We start from the raw sequence: 19,271 nt of genomic DNA, 5'->3' as shown, positions 1-19,271 counted from the left end.
GACAACGACAACGACGAGCAATGCATCCGGCTGCTCGCGCTGCATCAGCCGACCGCCAGCGACCTGCGCTTCATCACCACCGGACTCAAGATCACGACTGACCTCGAGCGAATCGGCGACAACGCCGTCAACATCTGCGAGCGCTCACTCGAGCTGAACGAAGTGCCGCAGCTCAAGCCCTACATCGATTTGCCGCGGATGGCGGAGATTGCGCAGTCGATGGTCAAGGACAGTATCGACGCCTTCATGCGCGATGACACCGACCTGGCCGACCAGGTGATCGCGCGCGATGACGAGGTCGACCTGCTCAACTACCAGGTCTATCGCGAGCTGCTGAGTTACATGGCGGAGGATCCGCATACGATAGCGTCGGCCACGCGGCTGCTGTTCGTTTCCAAGTATCTCGAGCGGATAGCAGATCACGCGACCAATATCGCGGAGATGGTGACGTTCATGGTGAAGGGCAAAATGATCCGTCACGTGGAAACCAAGAAGCGGGGAACTTGATTTACAAGGTGGAGGGGGAGAAGCGATGAATCAGACCAGCCAGGCCACGAACACGGTCTCCGAGGCGCAACGCGGACTTCGCTACCGCGTGCTGATCGTCGAGGACGACGCCGACATCCGTGAGTTGATTCGCTACAACCTCGCGCAGGAAGGCTTCGTCGTCGAGGAAGCGGCCGACGGCGCGCAGGCGCTCGAGAAGGTCAAGCGACGCGTGCCCGATCTGATGGTGCTCGACTTGATGCTGCCCGGGATGCCGGGGCTCCAGGTCTGCCGCCAGATGCGCTCCGAGCGCGAAACGGCGCATCTGCCGATACTTATTGTCACCGCCAAGGGCACCGAAGTGGACAAGGTGCTCGGACTGGAGATGGGCGCCGACGACTACGTCGTGAAGCCGTTCAGCCCGCGCGAGCTGGTCGCGCGGGTCAAGGCGCTGCTGCGTCGCGCGAATCCGCTCTCAGAGCCGGACTCCGGCGGCGGCGCGTACGAGAAAGGGCGCCTGCGGATGGACTTTGGCACTTACCAGGTATTCGTCGACACCAATCGCAGGGAGCTTGCGCTGCGCGAGTTCGAACTGCTGAAATTCTTCGTGCAGCATCCGATGCGGGTATATACGCGCGAACAACTGCTCGACATGGTGTGGGGCCGCGACACGTTCGTCGAACCGCGGACCGTCGACGTCCACGTCCGCCGCCTGCGCCAGCATATCGAGCGCGATGACGCCAATCCTGAATTGATCCTCACGGTGCGAAGCGTGGGCTATCGCTTCAACCCCGAAGCGCTTGGATAGATCGCCGACCGCCGGACTTTTCGCTGCGATAGGAATCGGTCTCGCACCTGCCGCCATATTACTGATCGTGCTGGCCGCCACCGGAGCGGCGTCACCGGTGTGGGTGATAGTCGTGATCGCGATGGGACTTGCGCTCGGCGCGATTCCAGCTCGGGCGATCGGACGATCTCTGTCGCGCCGCGCGGAAAGACTCGACGCGGTCGCGGCCGCACTGCAGAGTCGGCGCCCACCGCCGCATCTGCTGCCCAACGGAAGTGACCCGATGGGCCGCGCGGAGCACCATCTGCTCGACGCCGCCGACTCGATCGTCGCCGACGTGGATTCGCTGGCCGAGCAGCGCGACGAGTTCGAGGCGATTCTGCGCAGCATGGCCGAGGCGGTGGTCGTGACCGGCGCGCGCGGCGAGGTAATCCTGCTCAATGGCGCGGCGCGGCGAATATTCGCATTGGGAGCCGAGACGGACTATCGCGATCGGCCGTTCGTCGAACTGTGCCGCGACCCTCGGTTGCAGGAGTTTGCGGGACGCTCGATGCGATCGGCGGGCACCGACGTCACCAGCGCGGAAATCATGATCCAGAATCCTGCGCCACTCCACGTCAGTGCGAGCGCGGCGCAGATTCGCACCTCGCGCGGCGCTGCGTGGGTATTCGTCTTTCACGACATCACGCAGCTCAAGTCGTATGAGACCCTGCGCGCGGATTTCATTTCGAATCTAACGCACGAGCTGCGCACTCCTCTGAGCGCGCTCTACGGCTACGCCGAGACACTTATCCAGGGCGTGGACGATCGCGAAACCTCGACGCGCTTTCTGGGAATAATCGAGCGGCAGGCGCGACGCCTCGCGCGTTTGCTCGACGACCTGGTCTCGCTTTCAGACCTGGAACGTGGACTGACTCCCTTGAAGATCGAGCAACTCGAGCCGTCGCGCGTGCTGTCAGAAGCGGCTGAGCTGATGCAGGAGCAGGCGGGACGGCGCGGCCTGCGCCTGTCCGTGAATTGTCCGGAGGGACTGCCGAAGATGGCGGGCGATCGCGACCGGCTGCATCAGGTGATGCTCAATCTGATCGACAACGCGATCAAATACACGCCGCGCGAGGGCCGGGTGACAGTCGAGGCTCGCGAAGCGGCGGACGCCAACGGCGCGGGCGCAAAGCCGGGCGTCGCGCTGGTCGTGGTCGATACCGGCGAGGGAATTCCGGCGGCGGATATCCCGCGGCTGACAGAGCGATTCTATCGCGTCGACCGGGCGCGCTCGCGCGAGCTGGGCGGCACGGGACTGGGCCTCGCGATCGTCAAGCACATCGTGCAGTTGCATCACGGCGCCCTGCGAATCGAGAGCAAGGTGCATGAAGGCACGACGGTCTCGGTCTGGATTCCAACCGCGCAGAATTAATCACCTGCGCGGTGGGCGGCATCGACACCGTCGCGGGGGGGTGACCCCTGCACCCAGCATCAGGAAATGACGAACAGGCGCTGCGCGCCTGTTCGAAAAGTAAGTGGGTAATACGGACGATGATGACCGTGCCCTCATGGGGGAGCGTTCAGGGGTGGACATTGGGGCGGCAATTTCGTATTAAATAGCTACCTACAGTAGAACTGACTGGTCTGACACTTCTCCAGACCAGTCAGTTGCGGGCCAGCGGAACTTCTCCCGCTGGCCCGTTTTTTATTGAATCAAAAGCCGGCTTGCTCGCGAGGCTGCGATATGAAAATTTCTAGGGTTCGGATGCGCCATTAGCTCAGTGGATTAGAGCGGATGACTACGGATCATCAGGTCGGGGGTTCAAGTCCCTCATGGCGCACCATTTATTTCCCAAACAGTAAATCCGCGCGGCAACCGCGATCAAACTCAAATGACCTGCGCAATCATGCTGCAACCCGATTCCAATCCCGCATCGACGACCCTCCGCATCTATCGGTGCGGACTACGTCTCGAAATGAAAAAGGCGCCAGTGTCAGGAGCGCCCGACCCTGATCGCCGAAAAGTTTGACGGCGCGGGCCGTCACGTTCGGCATATCGGACTGTGCCTGCGAGTTGACTTAAGCGCGCATGAGAGTTAGCTTCCGCATCGAAATGGGGGGTCCGTTGAAGCTTGATTATCAAGAGTCGGCGGCTCTATCGGATTGACGTCCGTAGCTGCTATTCCGTAAGTAGCATCTCTTCAGCACATACCCTGTGAACTTGGCGGTAGCGCGACTCCCCCCAGTCTCGAACCAAGGAGCGCGTCATGAATCGATTCCCGGTTTTGAAAGTAGTCGGTGTGATACTTCTGGTTTCGGGCTTGCAGTCGTACGGCCAGCAGGCGGACGCGGGCGCGCACGCTGCGCCGCCAGTCGAGAACTTCATCGTGTTTGATGTGCCGGGCTCCACATGTGAGCCCAGCTTCCCTATCTGCACCACCCCGGTCGCTATCAATCCAGAGGGGGCCATCACGGGATATTATGCCGATTCAAACGCTGCGCTTCACAGCTTTTTGCGGGCCGGCAACGGCACTTTCACCACGTTCGATCCTCCGGGCTCTACATGCCCTTCCTTTTTCAGCGAATGCAGCCAGCCCACCGACCTGAACCCTGCAGGGGCAATTACGGGATCATACTGTGACGCAATCACGTGCCACGGCTTCCTGCGGGTCCCCGACGGCAACTTCACCACGCTTGATCCTCCGGGTTCCATATTCACCCAGGCCAACGGCATCAACCCGGCGGGGGCAATTACGGGATACTACATTGACGCAAGCTTCGTTGAGCACGGCTTCGTGCGCGCCCGCGACGGTACCTTCACCACGTTTGATGTCCCAGATGCTGTCAACGGCACGAACCCTAGCCGCATTAACCCGGAGGCTGCGATCACAGGATGGTACTATGACGCAAGCTCCTTTGAGCACGGCTTCCTGCGGACCAGCAACGGCACTTTCACCACGTTCGATCCTCCGGGCTCAGTATTCACGCAGGCCAACGATATAAACCCGCAGGGCGTGATCACGGGATACTACATTGACGCAAGCTTCGTTAATCACGGCTTCCTGCGCGCCCGCGATGGCACCATCACCACTTTAGATTTTCCGGGCTCTGTAGGCACCGGCGCCGCCGCGATCAACCCGGCGGGGGAGACTACGGGAGTCTACCAAGAAGCGGCCGCGATTCACGGGTTTCGGTGGATTCCCGACGGCACCTTCGCCACGTTCGATCCTCCGGGCTCTTCATATACCCAGGCCGTCGACATCAACCCGGCAGGCGCAATCACGGGATACTACTATGACGCAAGCTTCCTGGGTCACGGCTTCCTGCTGCCAGCCACACGATAACAAAGGCTGCAAGTAAAGCCCGCTGTCGCACAGCAGCCATCGGCTCAGTCGCCGACTGACAGTTCTACAGATAATTCAGGTCGGGGGTTCAAGTCCCTCATGGCGCACCATTCTTATACAGGTTGCCGCTCTCGCCCTCTGATTCCTGGTCCCACGTCTGATCCCCTCGTGGGGCGAGGCAAGATCTAGCGTCAGAAGATCGACCGAGCTGTTTAAGAGGCGAGTCGGGCCTGAGAAATGCACGCCCTCATTGCGATTGGCTGCCGTCGATATCGTCGGCGCTTTCGACTCCGTCTGGCCCCAACGACTTCAGGACGTACGAATTCCCATCGCTTTGATAGAAGTAAGGATTCCCCCACGGATCTCTCGGAAGGCGCTCGATGTAACCGCCAGTGTAATAGACGAGGGGGATGATACCAGTTGTCGGCGGCGTAACAAGCGCGCCAAGACCCTGATCGGTGGTGGGGTAGTATCCGCTGTCGAGATAGTAACGATCCAGCGCCGTCTTGAGTTCGGCGATATCGGCCTGTGCCTTGGCGCGCTTGGCCTTGTCGGCGGCGCCCGGCAGGTGCTGTATGACAATCGTTGCCAGTAGACCCGCGACCAGAATAACCACCATGATTTCGATACAGGTGGATCCGTTCTGACGGTGTCGGCTTGACCTCATCGCAATTACGGAAGTAGACGAGGATGGTCCGGTTTTGTTTCAAAGGCGTGGTAGATCTCACGGGTTCAACGCCCGCTGGCGCCCTTCTCTCGGCATTAAACAGAGCCAACTTCGCCGATTTGTTCCCTCGCCCCACCAAGGGGAGAGGGTTCGGGTGAAGGATCCTACTTCCCAAACAGAAAATCGGCGCGGCAGCCTCTATCGACCCAGACCATTCGGTTGTTGTAGCCCCAGCTGGTGCCCTGTATGCAGGGGGCGTTGCTCCATTTACGGGTCAGGCTCACCTGGCCGTTGGTGTTGGCGGGGCATTCGGTTCTGCGGTTGCTGTATGACGCGCACGTCAAGCGCTGGCCGCCGCCACCGTTCGACCAGATCACGCCGGTCGTGAATACGCCGCGGCATCCTTGATCTACCCAAATCCGGCTGTCGTTCTGGACGTCCCAGCTCACGCCTTTTTTGCATTTCGCCGCGCTGAGTTGACGCGCGAGCGCGACGCCGTTGCGCGTGTCTGCCGAGCACGCATTGCGCCCGCCGTTGTAGGAATCACAGTTCACGGTTCCCGCATGGGCCGGCCCGGTCGCGATCGCGAGGATAAGTGTGATGGCGGGAAGGACGAGCGATGATGCGATTTTCATTTTCATGCTAACCGAGTATCGCGAATTGGCGGTGGATTGAAAGTTGCGTCGCCGGCTCGACTGTTGAGCGTTGCGTGGTGTAACGATCGACGGAACCAGAGGAGCATCCTCCAATGCCAGCCGTCCCCGATTTCTCGAAGCCGTACCGCGTCGACAATGGCCGCAAGTTCCGCTTAAAGGATTTCGATCCCGCGGACACCGCCCAGGTCAAATCGAAAAAGGAGGCAGAGAAAGAATTGCCGCGCGGGATCGAGCGCATGATCGAGTTGCAGGACAAGCTCTATGCGCAGGACAAGTGGGCGTTACTGTTGATCCTGCAGGCGATGGATGCGGCCGGCAAGGACGGTGTGATCAAGCACGTGATGTCGGGAGTGAGTCCGCAGGGATGCGAGGTGCATTCGTTCAAGCAACCGTCGGTCGAGGAACTCAATCACGACTATATGTGGCGGGCGGTCAAGAACGTTCCGGAGCGCGGCCGCATCGGCATTTTCAACCGCTCATACTACGAAGAGGTGCTCATCGTGCGCGTGCACAAGGAGCTGCTCGAGCGCGAACGGATACCGTCGTCGCTCGTCAGCAAGAACATCTGGAATGAGCGCTTCGCCGATATCAACGCGTACGAACATTACCTGTCGCGCAACGGCGTCGTCATCCGGAAGTTCTTTCTCAATCTATCGAAGGAAGAACAGAAGAAGCGGTTCCTTAAACGTCTCGAAGAACCGGACAAGAACTGGAAATTCTCGGCCGCCGACATCGCGGAACGGGAACGATGGAACGATTACATGACTGCCTACGAGGAAATGGTGCAGCACACTGCCACTCCGCATGCTCCGTGGTACGTAGTTCCAGCGGACAAGAAATGGTACACGCGGCTGGTGGTGGCGGCGGCGATCAACAGCGCGCTCGAGGATTTGAATCTCAAGTACCCTGTCCTCCCTGCGGCCCAACGGAAGGAACTGGAGGCCGCTCGCAAAGCGCTCGAGCATGAGGGCGAACATCACTGACGCGGGCGCATCCGGCGCGGGAGGATCGCGCGAGCCGATCCCGTCGCTCGAACTGTTCGATTCACCGCGCGCGTGGAGGATGGTCGCGGCGGCATTCGTCGCGATGTGCGCGGTGTACGGCGTCGCCTACAGCTTCGGCGCATTCTTCAAACCGATGGCGGCGGAGTTCGGCGCGCGCCGCAGCGCGACCTCGGCGGTATTCTCGATCACGGTGCTGGTGTGGTGCGTGCTCGGGCCAATCACGGGCCATCTGTCGGACCGGTTCGGCCCGCGAATCGTGGTCGCGACGGGAGCGGTCGTGATGGGCCTGGGACTCGCGCTGACGTCGATGATCGATCGTCTGTGGATCGGGTACATCACCTACGGACTCGGGGTCGGGGTCGGAGTCGCATGCGCATATGTTCCGATGGTGGCGGTGGTTGGCGGATGGTTTCTCCGGCGGCGCAACACGGCGCTCGGAATCGCAGTGGCGGGAATAGGATTCGGCACAATATTCGGCGCGCCGATTGCAGCGGCCTTGATCGCTCATCTCGGATGGCGCGCGACGTACGTCGTGTTCGCGATTGCCACTGCTGCGATTCTGATCGGATGCGCCTTTATCGTCGAGCGGCCGCCGGTCCACGTGACTCCGTCGCGAGTTCGTCTCTCCGAGGCGCTTCGCAGTCCTGCGTTCGGCTTTTTGTACGCATCGTCGGTGACCGTCTCGATCGTGATTTTCGTGCCGTTCGTTTATCTGCCGTCGTTCGCTCGCGATCGAGGGGCGAGTGAGTTCGCCAGTGCCGCTCTCGTCGGAATAATCGGTGGCGCTAGCGTGGTGGGACGCATGGGCCTGGGCAGCATGGCCGATCGCGCGGGAGTGGTGCGGCTTTACCAGGCGAGCTTCCTGGTGCTCGCGCTCAGCTACGGGATCTGGCTGGCCGCGGCGTCCTATACAATGTTGATCGTGTTCGCGCTCGTGATGGGTGCGGGCTACGGAGGATACGTCGCACTCTCGCCGGCCGTCATCGCGCATCTGTTCGGCACGAATCGGATGGGCACGGTGCTCGGCGCGCTCTACACCAGCGGCGGAATCGGAGCGATGGTCGGTCCGCCGATTGTCGGCTTGATCATCGATCACACGGGAAGTTATCGCATCGCGATCGCGTGCGCATTGGCAGTTGCGATCGCATCATTCGCGCTACTGATCCCGCTCAGCCGATACGAACCTGCGGCTACCAAGTCATCGCCTGTTCTGGACTAGCAGGCGCCTTGGGAACAGCAGGCGCCACTGGAGGAGCGGGCGCCGCGACTGTGAAGCTCCACGAATAGAGCTTGCCGTCTTCCTTCAGCGCGACGTTGTAATGTCCGGGCGCGAGCGGATCGCGCGGCAGGATCACGGCGGCGCCGATGCTTGCGAGGCCCGTCTTGCCGATGCTCGTCTCGCCTTTGTCTCGGCCGACGTACGACGCCGCAGTGATGAGGCACGTGTCGATATCGGCGCCGTCGCGCGTGACGGAGACAGAAGAAACCTCTAGAGTTCCGTCAACGCCGTAGCCTTCTCCCAGTTGAATCGAAATCGGAGTGCCGGTCGGAGTTTTGTAGCCGGGACATGAGGAGAACGGATCGGGAAAGTCCTCGCCGGTGAACGATTGCAGGTCGACGGTGGCGCCGTCGGGCGGAAATTCGACGGGTGAGCGCAGGCGGCCGGTCTCCATCGGAATGAGCCCGAGGTTCGGGTTCCACATCCGGTCGCTGGCCGGTCCGTCGTAGAGCGCGATGCGCGTGGATTTCTCGAGCGCGAAGCGGTACGCGATCACGATTGCACACCGGCCGGGGTCGCAGTACGCCCCGAGTCCGGCCACCGAGAACTGCGGCACCATCGGAATCAGGCCGCTGAACGGCATCGTCATCAGGAGATTGACGAAATCGGCGCCGCTCAGGTTGATTTCGGGCGTGGTGACTACGGCAGCGTATCTGCCGGCCGAAGCGCCATTGTCGGTGTAGAACGGTCTGCCTTTTTCTTCCCATCGGAAGGCGTCCTGGGGAGTCTGAAAGTGGAGTTGTCGATTGTCGAGCATGATGTCACCGCCGGCGACCCCGTTCTCGACGAGATAGCGCGCGTGATTCAGCGCGCCGGCACTGATAGCGCTGTCGTCGACAATCGGCGGCAACTTCGCCAACGCGCGATAGTAGTTCACCCGTTCCCTGGCGCTCGCAGCAAAGTCGGGCGGCACTCCCGGGGATGGTGTCGTGGTGGGCTGTGCAACGGCGCGGACGGCAAATAGAAGGGTGACTACGGCCAAAACTGCGAACTTAAAGTATCGCATGAAGTGTCGATCAGGGCTCGGAGCAGTAGCCTGCGCCGCGCAGATACTTGGCGTCGTCGTCAGTGACCGGCGGCCCGGTTTTAATTTGCGCCCAGCTAACCGATTGATTGAGCGTGTTCATCCCGCATTCGACTTCGAAAATTTCATCGCCGTTGGCTTTCTTCACCGGCACGAAGATGTTCGCGGTGCGCGCCGAATCCTGTTCGACCATTCGCGGATCGGCCGACAACCCGGTGCCGCTCATGGTGACGCTCTGACCTCTAATGCCATTGCAGATTCGTGCGGGATCGACTCGGCATCCGTTCATAACCACCGCGTTCGACGGACCGCCGCCAGCGCTCGGCGCATTCTGCGATCCGCACGCTGCGATAGCCGTCGATAAGATGAAAATTAAAACCGGCAAGCGCCACTGCATTCGAACTTCCCCCTCAATGAAGTCAGACGCGTTTTCGACCGCAAGCAAGCTAGCAGTTCGTTATTTCGATCACAACAAACTGTGAAATCTGTCGTACACGATGTCGGCGCGCGAGTGTTCCCCGAAGAACAGTTTGTGAATAGGGGAGGGTGTTGATAGCGTCAAACGATTCCGCACGCGGCTTGGGGGCTTCGTGCATGGAGGAATCGATGCAAAAGATCATCATGTCGGGACTGTTTGCGATCGCGCTGGTGGGACTCGCGTTCGCGATGGACATTGATCGTCACGCCGACTTCAGCAATCCGAAGGCGCAACCCGCCGCCGCTGGGTGCAAGGGCTTCTACGGCACCGACGACAACCGAACCGCCTGCGACGATTTCTGCGGACAGTACCGCAGCGATAACGAGGGCGCGAGTTGCGCGTGCACCGAGGGCAAGTGCGCGGCCGACGACCATCGGTAGGCTGGTTCACTCATGCGGCGTCGTGAAAGATGACGCCCATCGCGTAGCGCACGCCTGATTTGATCGTGCTGACGCCGTGACGCATGTTCACGCGATGGAATCCCTTTGCGCCGGCCGCGGGACGGTAGCGATTCGCGAAGATTATTCCCTCGCCGGCATCGAGCGCGATTGCCTCGCCGCGCGATTGCGCCCGCGGGCGCTGCTCGACCAGCAATAGTTCGCCGCCTTCGAAGTCGCGTCCGCGCCGGCTCAGTGCGCAGGTGAACTGAAGCGGGAACGCGACCTCGCCGTACCGATCCTGATGCAGGCAGTTGTAGCCGCCGCTCTCGTAGCGAAGAATCAGCGGCGTCGGCCTGGTCTGTGAGTGGTCGGCGCAGACTTTCAGGAATTCGGCGAGTGACGAGGGATACGAGTCGGTCGAGCGCATCCGCTCGGCCCATCGATTCGCCGTCGGCGCGAGCTTGCGATACATCGCGACACGCAGATCCTCGACCAGCGCCGGCATCGGCCGCGCGAAATACTTATACTCGCCGACGCCGTAGTTATGCCGCTCCATCACGATGCGGCTGCGAAACCGATCGCGATCGGGATACATCGCGATCAACTCTGCGCACTCAGCGGCGCGCAGCATCGCGCCCGTCGTCGCGTAGCCCTGCTCGTCGAGGTCGCGCTCGATGCGGACCCAATCGAGCGCGGCTACGCGATCGCCGATCGACGCTTCGATCTTACGCGGCGTTGGCGCGGACGAACTCCCCAATTTTTTCGATCGCCTGCTGACCCTCGTCGAGCATAGGCGCGAAAACCTGGAAGACGTGAATCATATTTTCCCACGGCTCGAGCGTGACCTTGACGCCTGCCTTGCGCGCGCGCTCGGCCAGCCGCGTCGAGTCATCCATCAGAGTCTCCGCAGTGCCGACCTGGACAAGCAGCGGCGGCAAGCCCGCGAGGTCTGCATATAGTGGCGCGGCAAGCGGGCTGCGCGCGTTCTGCCCCTTCAAATAATGCTTCGCCATCTCGAGCAGCGCTTCCTTCTGCACCATCGGATCGACCGACGCTTTGGACTTCATCGAATCGCCGATACCTTCGAGATCGATCCACGGCGACAGACAAACGCCTGCGCTCGGGCTCGCCAACTTCGCGTCGCGAATCGCAACGAGGGTCGCCACCGTGAGTCCGCCGCCGGCAGAATCGCCCGCGACCGCGATACGCGACGGCTTCAGCCCTTGCGCGAGCATCCAGCGATACGCGGCGACGGAATCCTCGACCGCAGCGGGAAACGGATGCTCGGGCGCGAGACGATAGTCGATCACCAGCACGTGAGCTTTTGCAGCGGTCGAAATGCGGGCCGCCAAAGCGCGATGCGTATTGATCGAGCCGATCACGTAGCCGCCGCCATGCAGATAAAGCACCGCGCGGCCCGCGTCGGCGCCGGGCGCAGTCACCCATTCGGACTTGACGCCGCCGGCATTCACCGGCTCGCACTTGACGTCGGCCGCGACGGGAAACACCGCTGCCATCTTTTCGAAATTCGCGCGCATGTCCTGGACCGTCGCAGGGCCTGCAATCGGCTGCGCCTTGAGCATCTGAATTATCCGCTGGAGTTGTTGTTGCGACATCCATTCACCTCTCCAAAAAGAGTTTTGCCGATCGCCGGCATCGTTCGCGTTCGAACTATAGCGCCGCCTCGTGTAAATCGGCAAAGAGCAGAGTGCTTCTTGTCGTTTGCCGTTTTGATTCGAGGAGTTCTACAGTCGGTGACTATGAAAGTATCGCTCTTCTATTTACCGTCGGTCGGCAGCAAAACTGACATCGAAAAAGGGCGCGTCGGATTGCAGGGTCATCTGTACGATCAGATGCTGCACGACATCACGGGGCAGGCGCGGCTCGCCGACGACCTCGGCTACGATTCGATCAGTTTCACCGAGCATCATTTTCACGTCGAAGGGTTCGAGCTGTCGAACAATCCCGTGCTGCTCGATTTGTATATCGCGATGCAGACCAAGCGTCTGCGCGTCGGACAACTCGGTATCGTGTTGCCGTCGCAAAATCCGCTGCGCGTCGCGGAGGACATCGCGATGCTCGATCATATGAGCGGGGGACGCGCCAACGCCGGCTTCGCGCGCGGCTATCAGCGTCGATGGGTCGATATCATGGCGCAGCAGACGCACGGCATTCATGGAGCGCTGCCGCATCAGCATGACGAGATCGACAACGCGAATCGCGCGGCCTTCGAGGAAAATTTTCGCATCATCAAGCAGGCGTGGACCCAGGATTTTCTTTCGTACGAGGGCAAGTACTGGCGCGTCCCGCCCGGCGAAACGCCGTGGACGCTCGACGCGACCGCGAAATGGGGCGGCGGCGTCGAGAACGGAATCGTGCGCGCGGTGTCAGTGGTGCCGAAGCCCGTGCAGAAGCCGCATCCGCCGATCTTTCAGCCGTTCGCGTCGTCCGAGCGCAGTATCAGATGGTGCGCGCAGGAAGGAGTCACCGCGATTCTGCCGCCGTTGCATCCGTCGCTCGAACATCAACTGTGCGAAGTTTATGCGGAAGTTTCGCGCAAGCCGCTCGGCGAAGGGATGGGCGTGCTGCGCGACATCGTGATCGCCGACAGCGATGATGAAGCACGCGCAATCTGGCGCGAGAGCGGATACTTCTGCGGCCACGAGTGGTTCGAGCCGTTCGGATTTTCAAAAGGCCTCGACGATCCCAAAACCGGCGAGCCCGCCGACCTGTGGAGCAACGGCCTCGCATTCGTCGGCACCGTCGACACCGTCACGCGGCAGGTCGAGCACCTGCTGAAGCGCCTGCCGATCAGATGGGTGTTCGCATGGATGTACAACGGCCTGATGCCGCACGACCGCCTGATGAAAACGATCGAGCTGTTCTGGACGAAGGTGATGCCGCGCGTGAGCAATATGTCTGCGTGACCTCCGCCTCAAGCTGCGATTGACAGCGCATCTGCAAAGACACAGATTGACCGGCATGCGAATAGTTGCCGTCTGCCTTTTAGCGTCCGCTTTGATTCCGTCACTCAGCCGAGCACAGGAGGCTCCTGTTTTCGCGATCTCGACCGCAGACAGCTCGATCAAATTCAATGTGAAAGCGTCGGTCGCGATAGGCGGCACCTTCGACAATTGGAACGCCACTTTGACTTTTACATCTCCGGTCGTAACGACCGGGGTTTTGGACGTCGAAATTCAGGCTGCCTCGGTTGATACCGGAAGCGGCATGAAGGATAGCAAACTGAAAGGCCCGGACTTCTTCGATGCCGCCAACAATCCGCTGATCTCGTTCAAGTCGACGAAACTTGTACAGACCGGTCCCAACACCTTCGAGGTTGACGGCAACTTTACGATCCGCGGCGTTACCAGACAGGAGACGCTGACACTTGCAGTGTCCGGCGTTGGTACGGGCTCCGGCCAGATTAAGGGGACGCTGTATTTCGACCGTAAGGACTACGGGATGAACAGCGGCATTCCCTTCATCAGAATCGCCAACCGCGTGGAAGTGAACGTCGACCTCAAGGGGAATCGAGTCAGCGGGCCTCCTTTGGTTCTTAAGCAGTAGCCCGCAGTCTCAAACGCGGTCCCTCAAACTCTCGCGTGCGCTCTCGGCAACAAGTTAGAATGCGCCGACGACGCTGCAGTGCACGTACTCACCTCACACACGTTCCTCGAAGATCTCGCGATGGTGCTATGCGTCGCGGCGGTCACCACTATCATCTTTCAGAAAATCCGGCAGCCGGTGGTCGTCGGCTATCTGATCGCGGGGATGATCGTCGGGCCCAACGTCCCGATTCCTCTGTTCGCCGATCCTGAACGCATCCACACGCTGTCCGAGCTTGGTGTGATCCTCCTTATGTTCGCGCTCGGGCTCGAGTTCAGCGTGCGCAAGCTGATTCGCCTCGGCCCGACCTCGGGCTTCATCACGGCGCTGCAGGTCGGCTTCATGATCTGGCTCGGCTACGTATGCGGGCGCGCGCTCGGATGGACGCCGCTGGAGAGCATCTTCACCGGCGCGATTCTCTCGATCTCGAGCACGACCATCGTCGCAAAGGCCTACCAGGAGACTCCGGTCTCCGACCGACTGCGCGAACTGGTGTTCGGCGTCCTGCTCGCGGAAGATCTCACCGCGGTCGTCGAGCTCGCGATTCTGACGACGCTGGCCTCGGGCGCGAGCGTGTCGGCGTCATTGATGACGGTGACCGTCGCGCGCCTGATCCTGTTCCTGGTCGCATTCGTCGGCATCGGATTCATCGTGGTGCCGCCGGTGGTGCGATTCATCGTGCGAATGGATCGGCCCGAGACAACGCTGGTCGCGGTCGTCGGCATTTGCTTCGCCTTCTCGCTGCTCGCCGAGCACGCGGGTTATTCAGTCGCGCTCGGCGCATTTCTCGCGGGGTCTCTGGTCGCTGAATCGGGCGAGGCCGCGCAAATCGAGCATCTGGTTGCGCCACTGCGCGATATCTTCGGCGCGGTGTTCTTCGTCTCGGTCGGCATGATGATCGATCCGGCGCTTATCCAGCAGCATTGGCAGGCGCTGATCGTGCTTACGGCGGCCGTGGTCGGCGGAAAAATTGTCGGCGTGACCTTCGCTTCGATGCTGAGCGGCGTCGGCACCAAGACCTCGATTGAAGCCGGCATGAGCTTGTCGCAAATCGGCGAGTTCTCGTTCATCATCGCCGGCGCGGGGCTGAAGACGGGAGCCGCCCGCGATTTTCTGTACACGCTCGCGGTCGCGGTCTCAGCGGTCACCACGTTCCTGACGCCGTACATGATTCGCGGCTCGATTCCCCTGGCCGAGTTCGTTTCCGCGCGGATGCCGCGCCAGCTCAAGGTGCTCGAGGCGCTCTACGACTCGTGGCTCGAACAGATTCGCAACGCGGGACAGCCGGCGAAGGAAGCCAATTCGATCGCATGGCCCACGGCTTCAATCGTTGCGAGCGCGGTGTTGATCGGCGCGATTCTTATATTCAACGAGCACGATCCGCTCGACGTGACGAGCACGGTCGCGGGCCTGGAACACCTTACGTACTTCTCGGCCGGCCTGTACGTGGACCTGTTCGCTCTGCTGCTATGCGCTCTGCCGGCGGCCGCGATGTACTTCGCGTCGCGCCGCCTCGCGGCGGCGCTGGCGTTGCGCGCTTTCGCCGAACTTCCACCGAGTGGCGCACCCGCGGTGCATGCGTTGGTCGAGTTGCTGCAGATTACGATTCTGCTGGTGGCCGCGGTGCCGCTGCTCGCGATCGTTCAGCCGTTCATGGAGCCGGTCGAAGGAATCGGAATCATCGTAATCACGCTCGTACTGATGATCGTTGTGGTCACACGAAGCGCGCGCCAGATGCAGGGTCAGCTTCACAATGCGGCGCGCCTGATCGCCACCGCGCTCCGAGGCGCTCCCGCACAGGTGGGCGGCGCGTCATACGAAGTCCCCGGCATCGGAATGATCACGCCCGTCCCGCTGCGCGCCGATAGCGAAGGCGTGGGCAAAAAACTGTCCGAGCTGGACCTGCATACCAACAGCGGCGCGGTGGTGGTCGCGATCGGCCGTAACGATTCCGAAGTCGTCGTCCCGACCGGCGACGAAATTCTGCGCCCCGGCGATATACTAGAATTAGCCGGCTCGAGCGACGCCGTAGCGTCTGCCCGCCGACTACTCGAAGCACCACGCCCTGCCCGGGGACAAGAAGCCTCGATCTAATCGTCCCTCCTAACCTCTCCTTGACCGAGGAGAGGTCGGCGTAAGCCGCGAAGCGGTGTCGCCGGGAGAGGTGCAACGCCAGATCTAGTCGCCGCTGCAATCTCGATTTCGAAAGTCGAAAACTGGTGCCGCTGTTCAACGTTGCACCGCTCCCTAACCCTCTCCTCGGACTTGTCCGAGGGGAGGGTATTAAGACGGAATCCGCTCGCCCTTGGAGTTGCATGATCGCGTCAGCGGTCATAACGTTTTCGCGTTGCACCACTCACTTCTGCGAGGTTGATATGAATCTCAAAAATGCGGTCGCGCTGGTGACCGGTGGCGGCTCCGGACTCGGCGAGGCAACGGTCCGCGAATTCGCGTCGGCCGGAGCGAAGGTCGCGATTCTCGATTTGCCATCGTCGCCCGGCGCCAAAGTCGCCGAGTCACTTGGCGCAAACGCGCTGTTCGTCGAGGCCGACGTCGCTTCCTCCGACCAGGTAACTGACGCGATCGCGAAAACGGTCGCGAAGTTCGCGTCCATTCATATCGCCGTGAACTGCGCCGGTATCGGCCGCGCGATGCGGACGGTGACCAAGGACGGCCCGCACTCGCTCGACCTGTTCAGCAAAGTGATCGCGGTGAATCTCATCGGCACCTTCAACGTGACGCGGCTGGCCGCGGCGCAGATGGCGAAAAATCAGCCTGGCGCCGACGGCGAACGCGGCGTGATCATCAATACGGCGTCGGTCGCCGCGTTCGACGGACAGATAGGGCAGGTTGCCTATTCGGCGTCGAAGGGCGGCGTGGTTTCGATGACGTTGCCGATCGCGCGCGACCTCGCGTCGCTCGGCATCCGCATCTGCACGATTGCGCCGGGAACCTTCGAGACTCCGATGCTGGCCGGTTTGCCTGAGCCCAATCGCAAGGCGCTCGCCGCACAGATTCCGTTTCCGCAGCGCCTCGGCAAGCCATCAGAATATGCAGCACTGGCGCGCCACATCGTCGAGAACGAGATGCTGAACGGCGAGACAATCCGCCTCGACGGCGCACTAAGGATGCCGCCCCGCTAGATCGTTGAGGCGGTGCGGGCTACGCGGGTTGCCAGGATGAAGGCGAAGGCGGCGAATGCGATTGCGATAGCGACTGACGATCCCATCGGCATCGTCGCGCCGCTCGAGGCCGGCTCCGCCAGATAAAGTCCCTGGCGGAGTGCGTCCACGGCGTAGGTCAGCGGGTTGAGGCGCGTCGTCCATTGGAACCATCCGGGCGCGCCCGCCACCGGAAACACCGAACCCGAGAGCATCCAGAGCGGCAGCAGCAGCATGTTCATGAACGCGTGAAAGCCCTGAGTCGATTCCGTCCGCCACGCCATCGCGAGGCCGATGCTGGTCATCGCGAACGCGATCAGCCCCATCATCGCGAGCGACACTATTATCGCTCCCAGACTGAGATGGATTCCCGCCAACGGCGCCATCGCGAGAAAGATCGCTCCCTGCATCAGCGACAGCGTCGTGCAGCCGACGGCCTGCCCGAGCACGATCGTCGCGCGCGAGATGGGAGCGACCAGCACGCCCTGCAAAAACCCCTGGCGTCGATCGTCCACCGTCGATGCGGTCGCGAAAATCGCGGTGAATAGGAGCATCAGCACGATCACGCCGGGATAGAAATATTGCACGTAGCCGATTCCGGCCGGCATCCCGCTCGGCTTGAACGACGCTTGCAGGCCGGCGCCGAGCAGCAGCCAGAAAACCAGCGGCGTCGCGATCGCGCTCACCACGCGGATCGGTTGGCGGATGAACCGCACGACCTCGCGATACCAGAGCGTTTGGGCCTGAAGAAAAATTTCGTTCATCGCCGTTTATTCCGTCTCCGGCGTATTCGCGAAGAACTGGTGTCCAGTAAGATGCACGAAGACGTCCTCGAGAGTCGGCTTGCCGAATGAAACCGACTCGATCTCCTCGCCGAACGCATCGATCAGATCGCGAACCAGTTCATGCGCGCGCAGTTTCTCGATACGAATCGCGCCGTCGACCAGCTGGCTCTTGAGCTTGAAGCGCGCGAGGATTTTCCGCTGCAGGATTTCCGGCTCTTCGGTTCGAATCACGATCACGTCACCGCCGACTTCGGACTTGAGCTCGCCCGGCGGTGCGATCGCGACCAGCTTCCCCTGATGTAGAATGCCGATACGATCGCATCGCTCCGCCTCTTCCATGTAATGCGTGGTCAGCACGATGGTCACGCCCTCGTGCTCGCGCAGATGTTCGAGGTAATTCCAGAACTCGCGCCGCGCGGCAGGATCAAGCCCAGTGCTGGGCTCGTCGAGCAACAGCAGCGCCGGCTCATGCAGAAGAGCCTTGGCCAGCTCGACGCGGCGCTGGAGCCCACCTGACAGCGTCTCGACGCGGTCGCGCTCGCGCGACGAAAGTCCGAGCCGCTCGAGCATCGCGGCACTGCGCTCATGCAGCCGCTTGCCGGAGATGCCATACAGATGACCGTGCGCCGCGAGATTTTCGCGGACCGTCAGTTTGCCATCGAGACTCGGATGCTGAAACACAACGCCCAGTTGGCGCCGCACCGCACCGGTTTCGCCTGCCAGGTCGTGGCCGAACAATCGCGCGCTTCCAGATTGGATCGGCGCCAGCGTCGACAGCAGCTTGAACAAAGTGGTCTTGCCACCGCCGTTGGGTCCGAGGAAGCCAAAGATCTCGCCGCGAGCGATAGAAAAAGTGACGTCGCTCAGTGCGTCGCGATCGCCGTAGCGAAAGCCGAGCGCGCGCGCATCGATCGCGCTGGACGCGGCGCGAATCGCGTCGGCTGCGGCATGTGATGGATTGGAAATGGTCGAGGCGCTCATCTTCAAAAAAAAATTGCGGTTGAGATTTACGGTTCGCCGAGTCCACCTGCGGGTTGCGTGCCTTGTTCCGACAGTCCGATTTCCGCGCGATGCCATCCGTCCTGAAATGCGGTCGTGCGCTCGTCGCCGTTGCCATGCCCGGAGCTATGGCCGACGAAGTCATCGCCCGTGAGCTGGTAGTATCGCGTCACTTCGACCGGATCGAGTCGGCGAATCCCCATCCGCTCGAGCGAGTAGCCGGCGAACTGATCGGCCGCGAGTTCCTTGTTCTTGACCGGCACGTTTTCGTTGGCGGGGTCGAAGTCGCTGTGCGCGAGATGGCCGATTTCGTGCGCGAAGATGGCATACAGCATCGGGCGGACGGTATCGGGGTCGTCGATTCTCATCCACTGCTGAAACAGGTTGTCGAGAAACTTCTGGTTGTAGAAGATGCAACCGCCGTTGCGGGCATGGGGCGAACCGGAACTCAGCGATTCGTAAACCTTGAAATTGGTGCCCCACATATCGTTGAGTTGCGCGACGATTGTCTTGTAAGGTTCGCCGGCAACGCGTGCGGTTTCACCGCACGCGTTGATGGTGCCGTCGGCCGCCGTGACGGCGGGCGCGGCCGCAGCGGCGCCGGCCTCGGCCGGCGCCTGCGAGGTGGTATGG

Annotated in this window: 20 protein-coding genes and 1 tRNA gene; 12 read left to right on the top strand and 9 right to left on the bottom strand. The window is 61.4% G+C overall.

Translation table 11 applies throughout. From position 1 onward, the window contains the following. The 5 genes from phoU to WB650_RS16350 all read left to right on the top strand — a co-directional run. Positions 1-507 (top strand): phosphate signaling complex protein PhoU (gene phoU, locus WB650_RS16370; RefSeq protein ID WP_423961234.1); only part of this gene is annotated, 507 nt, incomplete at its 5' end. A 25-nt stretch (positions 508-532) separates the two neighbouring features. After that, the gene (locus WB650_RS16365; protein ID WP_422307837.1) at positions 533-1,294 is read left to right on the top strand and encodes a response regulator; all 762 of its coding nucleotides are present in this window, start codon (positions 533-535) and stop codon (positions 1,292-1,294) included. Beyond that, entirely contained in the window at positions 1,287-2,687 is a 1,401-nt protein-coding gene (locus WB650_RS16360; RefSeq protein ID WP_422307839.1) for an ATP-binding protein, read from the top strand. The genes WB650_RS16365 and WB650_RS16360 overlap by 8 nt, the downstream gene beginning before the upstream one ends. A 335-nt stretch (positions 2,688-3,022) precedes the next feature. Further along, positions 3,023-3,099 (top strand) — tRNA-Arg (locus WB650_RS16355). Between the two features lie 423 nt (positions 3,100-3,522). Beyond that, positions 3,523-4,599, top strand: a complete 1,077-nt coding sequence (locus WB650_RS16350; RefSeq protein ID WP_423961231.1) for a hypothetical protein — start codon at positions 3,523-3,525, stop codon at positions 4,597-4,599. A gap of 247 nt (positions 4,600-4,846) precedes the next feature. On the opposite strand, the gene gspG is transcribed toward WB650_RS16350, so the two are convergent. Then, positions 4,847-5,266, bottom strand: coding sequence for a type II secretion system major pseudopilin GspG (gene gspG / locus WB650_RS16345; RefSeq protein ID WP_422307843.1), 420 nt, complete (start codon positions 5,264-5,266; stop codon positions 4,847-4,849). Positions 5,267-5,430: 164 nt separating this feature from the next. Further along, positions 5,431-5,907 (bottom strand): DUF3011 domain-containing protein, encoded by a 477-nt coding sequence (locus WB650_RS16340; RefSeq protein WP_422307845.1) that lies wholly within the window; start codon positions 5,905-5,907, stop codon positions 5,431-5,433. 107 nt (positions 5,908-6,014) lie between these two features. Here WB650_RS16340 and WB650_RS16335 point away from each other — a divergent pair, with 107 nt between their 5' ends. Both WB650_RS16335 and WB650_RS16330 read left to right on the top strand, forming a co-directional pair. After that, a complete protein-coding gene (locus WB650_RS16335) occupies positions 6,015-6,905 on the top strand; it encodes a polyphosphate kinase 2 family protein (protein WP_423961228.1) in 891 nt (296 codons plus the stop codon). Further along, positions 6,886-8,145 carry an MCT family MFS transporter gene (locus WB650_RS16330; RefSeq protein ID WP_422307849.1) on the top strand — a complete coding sequence of 420 codons (1,260 nt, stop codon included), beginning with the start codon at positions 6,886-6,888 and terminating at the stop codon, positions 8,143-8,145. The genes WB650_RS16335 and WB650_RS16330 overlap by 20 nt, the downstream gene beginning before the upstream one ends. Here WB650_RS16330 and WB650_RS16325 read toward each other — a convergent pair. After that, positions 8,117-9,211 carry a CAP domain-containing protein gene (locus tag WB650_RS16325; RefSeq protein WP_423961226.1) on the bottom strand — a complete coding sequence of 365 codons (1,095 nt, stop codon included), beginning with the start codon at positions 9,209-9,211 and terminating at the stop codon, positions 8,117-8,119. The genes WB650_RS16330 and WB650_RS16325 overlap by 29 nt on opposite strands. A 10-nt stretch (positions 9,212-9,221) precedes the next feature. Next, positions 9,222-9,626 (bottom strand): hypothetical protein, encoded by a 405-nt coding sequence (locus WB650_RS16320; protein WP_422307853.1) that lies wholly within the window; start codon positions 9,624-9,626, stop codon positions 9,222-9,224. Between the two features lie 209 nt (positions 9,627-9,835). Between WB650_RS16320 and WB650_RS16315 the strand changes: the two genes are divergently transcribed. Next, positions 9,836-10,087 carry a hypothetical protein gene (locus WB650_RS16315; RefSeq protein ID WP_422307855.1) on the top strand — a complete coding sequence of 84 codons (252 nt, stop codon included), beginning with the start codon at positions 9,836-9,838 and terminating at the stop codon, positions 10,085-10,087. Positions 10,088-10,097: 10 nt separating this feature from the next. On the opposite strand, the gene WB650_RS16310 is transcribed toward WB650_RS16315, so the two are convergent. Continuing rightward, on the bottom strand, positions 10,098-10,844 hold the full coding sequence (locus tag WB650_RS16310) for a 2OG-Fe(II) oxygenase (protein ID WP_422307857.1): 747 nt from the start codon (positions 10,842-10,844) through the stop codon (positions 10,098-10,100). Beyond that, on the bottom strand, positions 10,813-11,703 hold the full coding sequence (locus WB650_RS16305) for an alpha/beta hydrolase (RefSeq protein WP_422307859.1): 891 nt from the start codon (positions 11,701-11,703) through the stop codon (positions 10,813-10,815). The genes WB650_RS16310 and WB650_RS16305 overlap by 32 nt, the downstream gene beginning before the upstream one ends. A 144-nt stretch (positions 11,704-11,847) precedes the next feature. Between WB650_RS16305 and WB650_RS16300 the strand changes: the two genes are divergently transcribed. The 4 genes from WB650_RS16300 to WB650_RS16285 all read left to right on the top strand — a co-directional run bounded on the left by WB650_RS16300 (position 11,848) and on the right by WB650_RS16285 (position 16,836). Then, positions 11,848-13,014 (top strand): LLM class flavin-dependent oxidoreductase, encoded by a 1,167-nt coding sequence (locus tag WB650_RS16300; RefSeq protein WP_422307867.1) that lies wholly within the window; start codon positions 11,848-11,850, stop codon positions 13,012-13,014. 55 nt (positions 13,015-13,069) lie between these two features. Further along, positions 13,070-13,654, top strand: coding sequence for a YceI family protein (locus WB650_RS16295; RefSeq protein ID WP_422307861.1), 585 nt, complete (start codon positions 13,070-13,072; stop codon positions 13,652-13,654). A 78-nt stretch (positions 13,655-13,732) separates the two neighbouring features. Continuing rightward, positions 13,733-15,787, top strand: a complete 2,055-nt coding sequence (locus WB650_RS16290; protein ID WP_423961224.1) for a cation:proton antiporter — start codon at positions 13,733-13,735, stop codon at positions 15,785-15,787. A 281-nt stretch (positions 15,788-16,068) separates the two neighbouring features. Continuing rightward, on the top strand, positions 16,069-16,836 hold the full coding sequence (locus WB650_RS16285) for a 3-hydroxyacyl-CoA dehydrogenase (RefSeq protein WP_422307468.1): 768 nt from the start codon (positions 16,069-16,071) through the stop codon (positions 16,834-16,836). Here WB650_RS16285 and WB650_RS16280 read toward each other — a convergent pair. From WB650_RS16280 to WB650_RS16270, 3 genes are all read right to left on the bottom strand, one after another. After that, complete coding sequence (locus tag WB650_RS16280; RefSeq protein WP_422307470.1) at positions 16,833-17,618, bottom strand: ABC transporter permease; 786 nt, start codon at positions 17,616-17,618, stop codon at positions 16,833-16,835. The genes WB650_RS16285 and WB650_RS16280 overlap by 4 nt on opposite strands. 6 nt (positions 17,619-17,624) lie before the next feature. Then, positions 17,625-18,620, bottom strand: coding sequence for an ATP-binding cassette domain-containing protein (locus WB650_RS16275; protein ID WP_423961221.1), 996 nt, complete (start codon positions 18,618-18,620; stop codon positions 17,625-17,627). A gap of 26 nt (positions 18,621-18,646) precedes the next feature. Then, positions 18,647-19,271, bottom strand: a 625-nt coding sequence (locus tag WB650_RS16270; RefSeq protein ID WP_423961219.1) for an ImmA/IrrE family metallo-endopeptidase, incomplete at its 5' end; no start/stop codon positions are given.

This window comes from Binatus sp. (SeqCode) (genome assembly GCF_049584895.1).
Taxonomy (GTDB): Bacteria; Desulfobacterota; Binatia; order Binatales; family Binataceae; genus Binatus.
The sequence above is the reverse complement of the archived record's forward strand: the minus strand, read 5'-3'. Positions and strand labels throughout refer to the sequence as shown.

Coding starts and splice junctions, on each gene's coding strand:
- WB650_RS16335 (WP_423961228.1), top strand. CDS start 6,015: ATGCCAGCCGTCCCCGATTTCTCGAAGCCGTACCGCGTCGACAATGGC.
- gspG (WP_422307843.1), bottom strand. CDS start 5,266: ATGAGGTCAAGCCGACACCGTCAGAACGGATCCACCTGTATCGAAATC.
- WB650_RS16330 (WP_422307849.1), top strand. CDS start 6,886: ATGAGGGCGAACATCACTGACGCGGGCGCATCCGGCGCGGGAGGATCG.
- WB650_RS16305 (WP_422307859.1), bottom strand. CDS start 11,703: ATGTCGCAACAACAACTCCAGCGGATAATTCAGATGCTCAAGGCGCAG.
- WB650_RS16285 (WP_422307468.1), top strand. CDS start 16,069: ATGAATCTCAAAAATGCGGTCGCGCTGGTGACCGGTGGCGGCTCCGGA.
- WB650_RS16275 (WP_423961221.1), bottom strand. CDS start 18,620: ATGAGCGCCTCGACCATTTCCAATCCATCACATGCCGCAGCCGACGCG.
- WB650_RS16295 (WP_422307861.1), top strand. CDS start 13,070: ATGCGAATAGTTGCCGTCTGCCTTTTAGCGTCCGCTTTGATTCCGTCA.
- WB650_RS16325 (WP_423961226.1), bottom strand. CDS start 9,211: ATGCGATACTTTAAGTTCGCAGTTTTGGCCGTAGTCACCCTTCTATTT.
- WB650_RS16350 (WP_423961231.1), top strand. CDS start 3,523: ATGAATCGATTCCCGGTTTTGAAAGTAGTCGGTGTGATACTTCTGGTT.
- WB650_RS16300 (WP_422307867.1), top strand. CDS start 11,848: ATGAAAGTATCGCTCTTCTATTTACCGTCGGTCGGCAGCAAAACTGAC.
- WB650_RS16315 (WP_422307855.1), top strand. CDS start 9,836: ATGCAAAAGATCATCATGTCGGGACTGTTTGCGATCGCGCTGGTGGGA.
- WB650_RS16280 (WP_422307470.1), bottom strand. CDS start 17,618: ATGAACGAAATTTTTCTTCAGGCCCAAACGCTCTGGTATCGCGAGGTC.
- WB650_RS16320 (WP_422307853.1), bottom strand. CDS start 9,626: ATGCAGTGGCGCTTGCCGGTTTTAATTTTCATCTTATCGACGGCTATC.
- WB650_RS16365 (WP_422307837.1), top strand. CDS start 533: ATGAATCAGACCAGCCAGGCCACGAACACGGTCTCCGAGGCGCAACGC.
- WB650_RS16340 (WP_422307845.1), bottom strand. CDS start 5,907: ATGAAAATGAAAATCGCATCATCGCTCGTCCTTCCCGCCATCACACTT.